A 13,087-nucleotide genomic window follows, 5' to 3' on the forward strand; every position below is an offset into this window, starting at 1 on the left:
AAATTTTAAAATAATGTACAAATTAAAATAAAAGACTAGCCAAATCAAAGCCATTTCAGAACCAGAAATCCCGAAACGGCCAACATGAATAACTCTAACAAAGTTTAGGGTAAAATCGTATTACTTTTGACTTACAAATCTTGGGTCAGTATCCATAACAGTACCACATTTAGTACAAGTTCTAAGTTCAGATGAACTATAGAAGTCTTCAAAATGAGAAAGAAAGTCTTTTTCGATATTATGAAGTTCAAAATAAACTTCATGTAATTTATGATTACAATTATCGCAATACCAGATTAAACCGTCGGTAAATCCTTTTCCGGCTCTTTTGCGTTCAATTACCAAACCTATTGAACCTTCTGAACGAATTGGAGAATGCGGTATTTTTGCCGGATTCAGATACATATCGCCTGCATGAAGCTCCATTTCTTTGCGTTGGCCGTCTTCTTGAATCACCACTTTTATTGACCCTTCTAATTGGTAGAACAATTCCTCGGTTTCATTATAATGGTAATCTTTTCGTGCATTGGGACCGGCTACTATCATGACAATATAATCCCCTGATTCTTGGTATAGATTTTTATTACCAACTGGTGGTTTCAACAGATGACGGTTTTCGTCAATCCATTGATTAAGATTGAAAGGTTTTACTATTGCCATTTTATTGTGTTCTTGTATTTAGGAAGGCTAAGTTACTAAAAATCCTAAGTCTTATTGTTTATAAGAACATAAACTCTTTTAGATTTCGAATCAATTACACCATCAAAACGCTATTAAAAAGATTCTATTTTAATTCTTTAATCAAATAAATATAAACAGGAAAATGATCACTGAAGCCAATTTCGGTAGCAGAATGTCGTTTTGGATACCCTTTATATTGTCCCGAAGTTTGTATTAAAAAAGGCTTATTGTAAATTCCGGCTTTCCAATACTTTAAAGTCGAAAAGTCGTCCTGAATTAAGGATTGCGAAACCATGATTTGATCAAAAATATCCCAAGAGTCCCTAAAAGCAATTGTACCCAATCCTTTTTTGGCCATTTCTTCAAATGGATTATAAATTCCCATCAGCGGAACTTCCTTTTTAGCGGCTTTGGCGCCAAGCGCTATTTTTATGCTTTTATTATAAGGTCCATCATTTAAATCGCCAAGTGTAATCACTTTTGCATTTGGATTTATCCTTTGTAAAGAATCGATGATTTTCCTGTTCAATAGCCCTGCGGCTTCTCTATAAGGGCTTGATTTTTTTTCACCACCGGATCGCGATGGCCAATGATTGACAATAATACTAATTTCTTCCCCTTCCAAGAATCCGGTGACCATTAATTGATCCCGAGTAAAAACACGGTTTGTCTGCGGATTCAATTCTAAATTATCATCTGTTTTATCTTCCGCTTCAAATTTTGAGAGTGTCTTTGTCTTGTTTTCTGCTTTAAACACATACAATGGAATATTAGTATAAGTGGTTGGTCTGAAAAATTTCTTCTGATACAATAAGGCCACATCAATTCCTCTTTTATCGGGCGAATCAAAATGGATAATTCCAAATTCTTTGTCAATAAGTTTGGTGTCTTTAATTAAATCCTCCAAAACACCTCTATTTTCTATTTCGGAACAGCCAATAAAAGTGGGCGCATTCGTATTTTCCGAAGAACCAATTTCGAGTAAAACTCTGGAAAGATTTTGTAGTTTCTGATTGTATTTTTTAGAAGTCCAGCGTTGTTCCCCTTTTGGCGTCCATTCGTCATCATTAGTATTAGGATCATTAATGGTGTCAAAAAGATTTTCAAAATTGTAGAATGCAACCGTATGAATGGAATATTTCTTAGGCTGGGCAGTAAGTTTTACCATTGGCCACAATAAAATAAAAAAGGAAATCAAACGCAATACTCTCATAACTGATTTTTTAAAATTTGATTAAACTCAAAGTACTTTTTTGAAAATCCAAAACTAGTTCTAGTAAAAATACTTCATTTATAGAACAATCTAAAAAATATTTTGAAATTTCCTATCTTTGTTAGTGGTTCTTAAAATCTAAAAACAGTCAAGCCCAAATACCAATGATAACACCACCCAGATTACAAAAAGGAGATACCGTAGCAATTTTGGCGACAGCCCGAAAAAACACAGACGACAACCTTAAACCTGCAATTGATTTATTACAAAGCTGGGGATTAGAAGTCCTAATTGGCAAAACCATTGGCCTAGACCACAATCAACTGGCCGGAACCGATGAAGAAAGAGCCGCGGATTTTCAGCAGCAATTAGACAACCCAAACGTAAAAGCCATTTGGTGCGTTCGTGGCGGATACGGAACGGTGCGCATGCTTGATTTGTTGGATTTTACCCAATTCAAACAAAACCCAAAATGGATTATCGGTTTTAGCGATATTACCGTTTTGCACAGTCATTTAAATTTAATGGGTTATAAATCCATTCATGCAATTATGCCTATAAGTCTTGAAAAAGCAAGCGATGAAGCTATTGAAACGCTAAAAACGGCTTTGTTTGGAAAACCATTAACCTATGAAATTAACACTGATGCTAAAAATAGATTAGGGACCGCAAGTGGCGAATTAGTGGGAGGAAATTTATCCATTCTTTATAGCCTTTTTGGTTCTCCAACGGCAATTGAATGTCAGGACAAAATATTGTTCATAGAAGATTTAGATGAATATCTTTATCATATCGACCGAATGATGATGAACTTAAAACGAAATGGCTGTCTGGAAAACATCAAAGGAATCATTGTGGGTTCCATGTCAAAAATGCGTGACAATGAAATTCCTTGGGGCAAAGATGCATTTGAGATCATAGAAGAAATTACCCGAAATCATAGCCTTCCGGTTCTTTATAACTTCCCGGCTGGTCATATTGATGACAACAGAGCATTGATTTTAGGAAGTCAAGTAACTATTGAGGTCAATAATCGTAAAAGTATTTTGAGATTTGAACACTAATAATGAAATCTCGCCCTGAAGCCTTGAAATTGGAATGTTGAAGTTGAAATTAAAAAAATGGCCGAACACAACGAATTAGGAAAACTGGGAGAAGAATTGGCTGTGGAATTTCTGCAAAAAAACGGCTATGCCATTTTAGAAACCAATTGGACTTTTCAAAAAGCGGAAATTGATATTCTTGCAACAAAAGAAGGTATTCTTGCTGTTGTAGAAGTCAAAACCCGTTCATCATTGGATTTTGGTTTGCCACAAGATTTTGTCAAACCCAAAAAAATCCAACTTTTGGTAAAAGCGGTCGATGCTTATGTCAATCAAAAAAATCTAAACATTGAAGTCCGTTTTGATATTATTGCAGTGCATAAGGAAGGGAAATCTTTTGTAATTGAACACCTTACAGATGCCTTTTATCATTTTTAAACGCTTTTTATTGCTGTTATATTTGTAACAAATTGTTTTTTATTTATATTTGCAATTGTTTTTCAAACAAAATACTATTAAAACCAATCGCTTACAATAAATAAAAAACTGATTTATTATGAAAACTGTTTCTTCTATAGTAGAGAATTACATCAAAACGAAGCCTTTTTTATTAAACGCCTTATCACTCGGAATCATTAACTTGACTTCATTGTCAAGAAACATAATGGCTGAATTAGAGAATGAATTTGACAAGGAAGTAAAACAAGGCGCCGTAGTAATGTCTTTAAAAAGACTAACCGAAGAACTCGATTTTAGATTAAATCACAAAATCAATAAAGTAATAAAAAATATTGGCGAAATCACCGTACGCTCTTCATTGACCGATTATACTTTTGCCGTTTCTGAAACCGTTTTGAACAAACAAGCGGAACTAATTTCGGACATTAATTCGTTTCCGGATGTTTTTTACACCTCATCCCGTGGCGTAAACGAAATTAACATTGTGGTCAGCAAAAGCGTAAATCAATTAGTAGACAAGCACTTTGCCAATGAAAAACTAATCCAAAAACTGGATGATCTTGCTTCTATTACCGTAAAATTACCTAAAGAGAACATTGCTGTTCCAGGTATTTATTATTTCATCTTTCAGCGTCTGGCCTGGGAAGGAATTATCATTAACGAAGTGATATCAACTTCTAATGAATTTACCATATTAGTAAGCGAAGAGCAGGTAGATGTTGCCTTTAAAGTAATTAAGGATTTGAAAAATTAGACCAAATAAAAATAAAGCCTCCTGAAATTTAGGAGGCTTTATTTATTCAATTTAAATCAAAAGTACTTTTTTAAAACATCTGCATCAATTCCAATGCTCTTCTGGTTGATTTTACATTTTCAAAAGTCAATAAAAGACGTAAGCCATTTGCTGTTTGTTTCTCTTTCATTTTGCAAAGCGAAGGATTTTTTTGTACAAATTGCAATACTTTATGGAAACGATTGGACTGGTAATAATCCGATTGCTGATCTGACACAAAATAGCCTATCATTTTCCCTTGTTTCATTACCAGTTTTTCGATTCCTATATTGCTGGCAATCCATTTAATTCGAATACTGTTCATTAAAGCAATCGCTCGTGGTGGCATCGGACCAAAACGGTCAATCAATTTTTTCTGAAAAAGCTGTAAATCCTCTTCGTTTTTAATGGCTCCCAATTCGTTATATAAATTCAAACGTTCACTAATATTATTGATATATTCATCCGAAAACAACAACTCAAAATCGGTGTCGATTTGTAGATCTTTGACGTATTCTTTGGTTTCAATATCGTTTTCCTCCGGATACAAATCCTTGAATTCATTTTCTTTCAATTCATCGATGGCTTCGTTCATGATTTTTTGATAGGTATCAAAACCAATTTCGTTGATGAAACCAGATTGTTCACCGCCCAATAAATCTCCTGCACCACGAATTTCTAAATCTTTCATCGCAATATTAAAACCGCTCCCCAATTCGCTGAATTGCTCCAAAGCCTGAATTCTTTTCCTTGCATCATCTGTCATGGCTGAATAAGGCGGACAAATGAAATAGCAAAACGCTTTTTTGTTGCTTCGACCAACGCGACCACGCATTTGATGCAAATCAGACAGACCGAAATTATTGGCATTATTGATGAAAATCGTATTCGCATTAGGAACATCCAGTCCGCTTTCGATAATCGTGGTTGCAACCAAAACATCGAATTCTCCGTTCATAAAAGCCAACATCAACTCTTCGAGTTTTTTTCCATCCATTTGGCCATGACCAATTCCGACTCGGGCATTGGGAACCAAACGCTGAATCATTCCCGCCACTTCCTTGATGTTCTCAATTCGGTTATTGATAAAGAAAACCTGTCCGTTTCGCTGAATTTCATACGAAATGGCATCGCGAATCAACTCTTCGCTAAAACCAATTACGTTAGTTTCAATCGGATATCTGTTGGGCGGAGGCGTTGTAATTACCGATAAATCTCTGGCCGCCATTAATGAAAATTGCAAAGTTCTCGGAATAGGCGTCGCCGTTAACGTCAAGGTATCGACATTGGCAGCAATCGTTTTGAGTTTGTCTTTTACGTTCACTCCAAATTTTTGTTCCTCATCTACAATCAATAATCCCAGATCTTTGAAAACCACATTTTTGTTGACCAGTTGGTGGGTTCCTATGACAATATCCAGTTTACCTTCGGCTAAATCTTTAAGCGTTTCTGCTTTCTGTTTGGCGGTCCTAAATCGGTTCAAATAACCAATAGAAACCGGCATATCTTTCAATCGTTCGGTAAAAGTTCTATAATGTTGGTACGCCAAAATCGTCGTAGGCACCAAAACCGCTACTTGTTTGCTGTTATCCACAGCTTTAAAAGCGGCACGAATGGCAACTTCGGTTTTACCAAAACCTACATCTCCACAAACCAAACGATCCATCGGGCGGTCGCTTTCCATATCGGCTTTCACTTCCTGAGTCGATTTAGTTTGATCTGGCGTATCTTCATAGATAAACGAACTTTCTAATTCATTTTGCAAATAACTGTCGGGCGCAAACTGGAATCCTTTATCCAAACGCCTTTTGGCATACAACTGAATCAAATTGAAAGCGATATGTTTAACTCTTGCCTTGGTTTTTTGTTTTAAAACCTTCCAGGCATTCGAGCCTAATTTGTAAATTTTAGGCGGTGTTCCGTCTTTTCCGTTGTATTTCGAAATTTTGTGCAGCGAATGAATGCTCACATACACAATATCATTATCGGCATAAACCAGTTTTATGGTTTCCTGCGTTTTGCCTTCAACCTGTATTTTTTGCAATCCTCCAAAACGGCCAATTCCGTGATCGATGTGCGTTACATAATCGCCTACAGAAAGTGTAGTCAGTTCTTTTAAAGTGATATTTTGTTTTTTCGAATAACCGTTTTTGATGCTGAATTTATGATAGCGTTCAAAAATCTGGTGATCCGTATAACAAGTTATTTGATTTTCTTCATCTATGAAACCTTGGTACAAAGGCAAAACAATGGTGTTGTACTGTTTTCTGATATTCTCCGAATTGGCTTCGTCCAAAGTTTCAAAAATATCATGAAATCGTTTTGCCTGATTTTCATTGGAACAAAACAAATAGTTTTTGTATCCATTGAAATGATTTTCATTCAAATCATTCAACAGCAAATCAAATTGTTTGTTGAAAGACGGCTGCGGTTTTATATGAAATTCGAATTTCTGGCTGACTTTAAAAACCGGTTTCGAACCCCATTCGACAATGGAGAAATCCAAGGCACGTTTTATAAAAGCCTTCTGATCCAGAAACAATTGATCTGGCGTGGCATGCTTGATGTCCTTGGACAATTTCTCAAAAGCTTCTTCGGCTTTGGCAAATTGCTTGTCCAATTGCGACAATAAATCTTCGGTATTTTGAATAAAAATTATCGTTCGCTCCGAAATATAATCCAAGAAACTTTCTCTGTTTTCCTGAAAAATCTTGTTTTCTACATTGGGAATTATCGTAATTTTCTTCTGTTTTTCTATAGACAATTGAGTCGCCACGTCAAAACTTCGAATACTTTCTACTTCATCACCAAAAAATTCAATTCGGTACGGATTATCATTCGAAAAAGAAAATACGTCAACAATCCCACCACGAACCGAAAATTCCCCGGGTTCCGTGATAAAATCGACTCTTTTAAATTCATATTCAAACAAAACCTCGTTGATGAAATCGATGGAAATTTTGTCGCCAACAGCAACTTTCAAGGTGTTTTTGTCCAGATCTCTTCGAGTGACCACTTTTTCGAACAAAGCTTCAGGATAAGTGACGATGATTGCCGGTTTTTTACGGGAATTGATTCTGTTCAAGACTTCGGCACGAAGCAAAACATTGGCATTATCAGTTTCTTCAATTTGATACGGACGGCGAAAAGAACCGGGATAAAACAACACATCTTGCTCGCCGATCATTTGTTCTAAATCGTTCAAATAGTAAGCGGCTTCCTCTTTATTGTTTAAAACAATCAAAAAAGGATGCTCTGTTTTCTTGAATAACGACCGAAGGATAAACGAGGCCGAAGATCCCAACAAGCCGTTGAGATACATCTTTTGTTGGTTATTTTCCTGCAAAAGACTTGAAATCTGCAAGACTTTTGGCGAGGAATCGTAGGTATTGTATAAGGCTGTCTTACTCAACTCGAGGTAAATTTGGATCTATTTTTACATTTGGAATCGCTCTTGCGGTATCCATCATTTTCATTAATTCAGATTCTCCTTCTTCCAAAGGGATTTTGCTTTTCTCTACAATTTTATCCATTTGTCTTTCTAAGGATATTAATTCGAGGTTGATTTCAGCAACTAATTGAACCACTTTTTCGGCTGGAATATTATCCAAATGAATGAATAAATCCAACAGTCGTACTTTAGTAATCAAGGTAGAAATTCTGGCTTTTATTTGAGGTTTGTCAAACTCTGGCGGAATACTGTTGTTCAAGTCCATGACTTTTTTAGAAATCGCTGCCGATTTTTCCTGAAATGCCTCAATCGATTTTTTGGGTTTTTGGGCCAGTTCAGCCAAAAACAGACGCAACTCATTCCACTTAGTCACACTGGCTTCAGTAGCGGTATTAATTGGCGTGTCATTAAAAACCCAGCCTTTATTGATTTTCGAGAAGACAACCTCCCTTTTTTCGGCATTTTTTTGATTGTCGGATACCCTTTTTTGATTCTCGTTTTTACATGAAGACAGTAAGACAATCAAAAAAAGAAAGTATGATAATTTATATTTCATTTATAGTTATTTATTATTATCCTAAGGATCAGTAATCGTATCCTCATCCCATTATTATGGATAGAATCAAATCTTCTTTTTATATCCCTTTCATTTTGAATTCCATCCAAGCGCAAAGTTACAAAGTAAATTTATAATTACAGATTGCAAAATGCGAATTACAAAGCAAAGAGACGCACCTCCTTTATATCGTTCAAATTCACAAAAACAATAGTTGGTTTGAGGTGTTTCTTTTTAGGCGTACAAACTCTGCTTTGACCTCGTTAAATATTTTTTAAAACAGTATCTTTGCATCACAAAAAAATAACCACAATGAATCCAAAAATATTAATTATAGGTGCTTGCGGACAGATAGGCACAGAGCTAACCCATTCTTTAAGGGATATATACGGAACCAAAAATGTCATTGCTTCGGACATTCGAAAGTTGAATACCGATGTGGTAAACTCAGGTCCATTTGAAGTTATTAATGCTTTAGATTTCAATCAAATTGAACATATTGTAGAGCAACATCAAATAACTGATGTTTATTTAATGGCTGCCTTATTATCGGCAACTGCCGAAAAAAACCCTGCCTTTGCCTGGGATTTGAATATGAATTCCCTTTTTCACGTTTTGAATTTGGCGAAAGCCGGAAAAATCAAAAAAATATTCTGGCCTTCCAGTATTGCCGTTTTTGGACCTACAACTCCAAAAGAAAACACACCTCAATATACCGTTATGGAACCTTCGACGGTTTATGGAATCAGCAAGCAAGCTGGTGAAAGATGGTGCGAATACTATCATAATATTTTTGGCGTTGATGTTCGAAGCATCCGTTATCCTGGATTGATTAGCTGGTCATCGCCTCCTGGTGGCGGGACTACGGATTATGCGGTAGATATTTTCCACAAAGCATTGGCTGATAAAAAATACGAATGCTTTTTATCATCAGAAACTAAAATGCCAATGATGTATATGGACGATGCAATTAATGCAACCATAAGCATCATGCAGGCACCGGAAGAGCAAATTAAAATACGTTCTTCTTATAACTTGGCCGCCATGAGTTTTACTCCGACAGAAATTGCTGCCGAGATCAAGAAACACATTCCTGAATTTACAATCACTTACGAGCCGGATTTCCGTCAAAAAATTGCCGACAGCTGGCCTGCAAGCATTGATGACAGTAGCGCCAGAGCAGATTGGAACTGGAATCACAAATTTGATTTGGAATCCATGACCACGGATATGTTGGAGCATTTGAAATAAATCAAAAAAATACAAATACAAAAAAAGTCTAGCTTCAAAAACTAGACTTTTTTTTATTTCTAAGAATAACTCTTATTTCATTTCGTAAAGATTGTTCGTTTGTTTTACATCAGCCATTAATCCGCTTGGATCAATAGTGATTTTCTTGATGCTGTTTTTTGCTTTAGCTATGGTAAAATCATAATTAGAAGCTGCCCAAGCCCAATCATTAAGAACTGTTCTTTTTACAGATGGATTTGGATTTTCTTTTTCAAAATTCATCATGCGCAATGGAACGTAGAAGCTTTCGGTTGTTCCGTCAGTATATTCAACTATCAAATCGATAGGCATTGGCATTCTTCCGATTCTTTCTAAACTTACGGTAGTATTAGCACCATTATCAGTTACGGCTTTGATTCCATAATCGATTGTATTGGTGGTTTGAGTCCAATCCATCAGATACCAATCTAGGTTTGCTCCCGAAACACGCTCAGCTGTTCTTTTGACATCATTAGGAGTAGGATGTTTGAACTTGAAATCGTGATAATATCTCTTTATCGTTTCAGCTAATTTGTCTTGCCCAATCAAATAACCCAATTGAGACAAAAAGAGACTTCCTTTTACATACGAAGAAACACTATACGGTCTATTTTCATCATAACGGTCTCCGTGTGTGCTTTGTGATTGCTCTTTACCGGATTCTATTAATTTGTAATAGGCATTGTAATTTCCTTTGAATGGATTTTCAACTTTTTTAGCTGACATTTCATTTTCTCCCCAATCTTGAACATAAGTCGTAAAACCTTCATCCATCCAAGGATGTTTTGATTCGTTTGAGGCTAAAACATGTTGGAACCAAGAATGCGCTAATTCATGTGTTGCTGTCCCATAAATGCCTTCTAATTTCCCGTTTCCTAGCATCAATGTGCACATGGCATACTCCATTCCGCCATCGCCACCTTGAATAAACGAGTATTGTTTGTATGGATAATCACCTATATTTTTATTGAAAAAATCCAACATATTGACCATCATTGGCTGTAATTTCTTCCAGTTATCAATGATTTTTGGGTTATTCTTGTACAAGAAATGCAAGTCAACATTATTAGGTCCTTTCACCACATCATGAATATAATCTTTATCGGCTGCCCAAGTAAAATCATGAACCATTGGGGCAATAAAATGCCAAGTCAGGGTTTTAGTTTTCTTCGGATAAGTAACTTTCACCCCTGCATCTTCATAACCATGACCTATTTCGTTTTGATTTTGCAAATAGCCCGAACCTCCAAGAGTATATTCCTTATCGATTGTAATCTTTACATCAAAATTTCCCCATACCCCATGAAATTCTCTGGCAATATAAGGATCGGCATGCCAACCTTCGAAATCAAATTCAGCTAATTTTGGATACCATTGTGACATAGAAAATGCTACACCTTCGGAATTATTTCTTCCCGAACGGCGAATTTGAACCGGAACCTGTCCGTCAAAATCAAGTGTGAAAGTTGTTTTAGAATTTGGCAATATTGGCTTGGCTAAATTTACTTCAAGGATAGTTCCTACAGTTTTTGTAGTAGCAGCAACGCCATCTTGTTTAAAATTACTAATCTTGAGATAACCAATTTCGTTAGGTTTTAAACTTTCAATTCGGCTCACTTTCACCTCTTTGCCGTCAACATTTACTTTATTGACCATTCTGGCATCTGGATCTTTGATGTTGTGCAGTCTGGCATCCATTTCACTTCCCGGCTGGAATGCATTATTAAATAAATGATAATAGACTTTTCTTAAGGTGTCAGAGGAATTATTGGTATAAACCAATTCTTGTTTTCCTTTGTATTGGTAGTTTTTCACATCCATGACAACATCCATTTTATAATCGGCATGCTGTTGCCAATAAGTGGAACTTTGGGCATAAATAGAACCCAAATTAAGAGTGACAATTGAAATTAAAAGCAATTTTCTCATCATTTTGCAAATAAAAAATGGAAGGACAGGGGTCCTTCCATTGGATTAAAATTATTAAGATTATTTTCTAGACATTTTCTCAGCCATCAATAAAGCATTGTATGCGTTGACTATTTTTCCGGATTTAGATAAAGCTGAAAAAGAACGGCTGTCGTTTGGATTTCCGCCTACTACAACATCAGTTGTGATTGCTACTCCTGAATCCATCAAGATATGTTTTACCTGAGAAGCCGATAATTTTGGATAATACGAACGAATCAAGGCAGCAACGCCGGCAACATTTGGTGCGGCCATAGAAGTTCCCTGTAGGTATTGGTAAGAATCTTTTGGAGTGGTAGCATAAATTTGTACTCCAGGTGCAAAAACATCCACATTCACTTTACCGATGTTTGAAAAACGAGCAACCACCTTATCGCCATATTCAAAATTCAAGGCGCCAATAGTAATCATATTATCGGCAAATTCCTTTATTTTATCATCAGAATCATTTGGAAAGTTATCGCTGTAGTCGATGTCTTTTGCATCATTTCCTGCTGCATGAACAATTAGTACATCTTTCTTTTCGGCATATTTAATTGCATCGTAAACCCATTGTTTATGAGGAGAGAAACTTTTTCCAAAACTTCCGTTGATCACTTTTGCTCCATTGTCTACCGCATAACGAATTCCAAGAGCAATATCCTTGTCATACTCATCCCCGTCTGGAACGGCACGAACGGTTAAAATTTCTACATTAGTGGCAACACCGTCCCCACCTATAGAATTACCTCTACTTTGAGCTACAATACCCGCTACGTGTGTCCCGTGTAGCGCTTCGTCTTTATCTGGCCCAATAACGTTATTGTTCCCATATTTTGTATCGGTAATATCTTGAGGGTTGTCTCCCAAAATTTTTCTATAGTCAGTCTTTAAATTATCTCCATTTAAAAGAGCATCAAAATCTGCCAATTGTTTTTGAACTGCCGTTTTCAATTCTGCCAAAGGCATCCCAAAAGAAAGCATTCTCTGGATTGACGCCTTGCTTTTTTGTATTTCTGGATTCTCTGACACGATAGCTTTCACTTCTTCCGCTGTGTAAACCGCTTTACCAAAATGCTTTACCAAAGCCGCATCACCAGCAGCAATGGTTGCTAACATTTCTTCCATACGACCTTTTCCTGTTGTCGCTTCGGCTATTTTTTTATCATTTAGTTTCTTTGCTTCCTGATAAGTAAGCTCATCAGTCAGGTTTTTATTTTTGATGATTCTTTCGTACTCATAATTCTCTTTGGTAATATCCCCTAGAAAATTCCAACCGTGCATATCGTCAATATAACCGTTTTTATCATCGTCAATTCCGTTTCCTGGAATCTCTTTTGAGTTAGTCCAAACTACTGACTTCAAGTCTTCGTGTTCGATATCAACCCCCGAATCTACAATCCCAACGATCACTTTAACTCCTTTTTTGTTTTTCAAAATCTCAGCATAAGCTCTATCTACACTCATTCCCGGAATCGTATCGTTTACGATATCCAAATGACTCCAGCGTTTTAGCTCAATTTCTTTTAACGGAGCTACTTTTTTCACATTCAAAGGAGCACTGATCACTGCTAAAGTAGTCGTAGTTGAAACTTGTTTTTGAGCTCCACAACCAGCTAAAACCAAAACGGCAAAAGCAGAAAGACAAATGGGTTTAATACTATTCATTTAATTATTTATTTTATGTTTAAAATAT

The 13,087-nt window shown here is 36.2% G+C and carries 10 protein-coding genes; 4 read left to right on the forward strand and 6 right to left on the reverse strand.

Annotation, left to right across the window (positions count from 1 at the left end):
- Positions 1 to 120: 120 nt before the first annotated feature.
- The gene (locus LNP19_RS03770; protein ID WP_230063481.1) at positions 121 to 660 is read right to left on the reverse strand and encodes a 3-hydroxyanthranilate 3,4-dioxygenase; all 540 of its coding nucleotides are present in this window, start codon (positions 658 to 660) and stop codon (positions 121 to 123) included.
- A 124-nt stretch (positions 661 to 784) separates the two neighbouring features.
- Positions 785 to 1,894: an endonuclease/exonuclease/phosphatase family protein gene (locus LNP19_RS03775; RefSeq protein ID WP_230063482.1), complete on the reverse strand. Its 1,110-nt coding sequence runs from the start codon at positions 1,892 to 1,894 to the stop codon at positions 785 to 787.
- 164 nt (positions 1,895 to 2,058) lie between these two features.
- Here LNP19_RS03775 and LNP19_RS03780 point away from each other — a divergent pair, with 164 nt between their 5' ends.
- From LNP19_RS03780 to LNP19_RS03790, 3 genes are all read left to right on the forward strand, one after another.
- Positions 2,059 to 2,958, forward strand: a complete 900-nt coding sequence (locus tag LNP19_RS03780; protein ID WP_230063483.1) for a S66 peptidase family protein — start codon at positions 2,059 to 2,061, stop codon at positions 2,956 to 2,958.
- A 57-nt stretch (positions 2,959 to 3,015) separates the two neighbouring features.
- Positions 3,016 to 3,375 carry a YraN family protein gene (locus LNP19_RS03785; RefSeq protein WP_230063484.1) on the forward strand — a complete coding sequence of 120 codons (360 nt, stop codon included), beginning with the start codon at positions 3,016 to 3,018 and terminating at the stop codon, positions 3,373 to 3,375.
- 118 nt (positions 3,376 to 3,493) lie between these two features.
- On the forward strand, positions 3,494 to 4,150 hold the full coding sequence (locus tag LNP19_RS03790) for an aspartate kinase (protein WP_230063485.1): 657 nt from the start codon (positions 3,494 to 3,496) through the stop codon (positions 4,148 to 4,150).
- Between the two features lie 70 nt (positions 4,151 to 4,220).
- Here the strand turns inward: LNP19_RS03790 and mfd are convergent, their stop codons facing one another.
- A complete protein-coding gene (gene mfd / locus LNP19_RS03795) occupies positions 4,221 to 7,580 on the reverse strand; it encodes a transcription-repair coupling factor (protein ID WP_230063486.1) in 3,360 nt (1,119 codons plus the stop codon).
- Entirely contained in the window at positions 7,573 to 8,175 is a 603-nt protein-coding gene (locus LNP19_RS03800) for a hypothetical protein (RefSeq protein ID WP_230063487.1), read from the reverse strand. Before LNP19_RS03800 ends, mfd begins: the two co-directional genes overlap by 8 nt.
- A gap of 312 nt (positions 8,176 to 8,487) precedes the next feature.
- Between LNP19_RS03800 and LNP19_RS03805 the strand changes: the two genes are divergently transcribed.
- A complete protein-coding gene (locus LNP19_RS03805; RefSeq protein ID WP_230063488.1) occupies positions 8,488 to 9,426 on the forward strand; it encodes an L-threonine 3-dehydrogenase in 939 nt (312 codons plus the stop codon).
- 72 nt (positions 9,427 to 9,498) lie between these two features.
- Here the strand turns inward: LNP19_RS03805 and LNP19_RS03810 are convergent, their stop codons facing one another.
- Both LNP19_RS03810 and LNP19_RS03815 read right to left on the reverse strand, forming a co-directional pair.
- Positions 9,499 to 11,373, reverse strand: a complete 1,875-nt coding sequence (locus LNP19_RS03810; RefSeq protein ID WP_230063489.1) for a M1 family metallopeptidase — start codon at positions 11,371 to 11,373, stop codon at positions 9,499 to 9,501.
- Positions 11,374 to 11,433: 60 nt separating this feature from the next.
- The gene (locus LNP19_RS03815) at positions 11,434 to 13,059 is read right to left on the reverse strand and encodes a S8 family peptidase (RefSeq protein WP_230063490.1); all 1,626 of its coding nucleotides are present in this window, start codon (positions 13,057 to 13,059) and stop codon (positions 11,434 to 11,436) included.
- Positions 13,060 to 13,087 lie beyond the last annotated feature (28 nt).

Origin of the sequence: Flavobacterium acetivorans (assembly GCF_020911885.1) — a bacterium.
GTDB lineage: Bacteria > Bacteroidota > Bacteroidia > Flavobacteriales > Flavobacteriaceae > Flavobacterium > Flavobacterium acetivorans.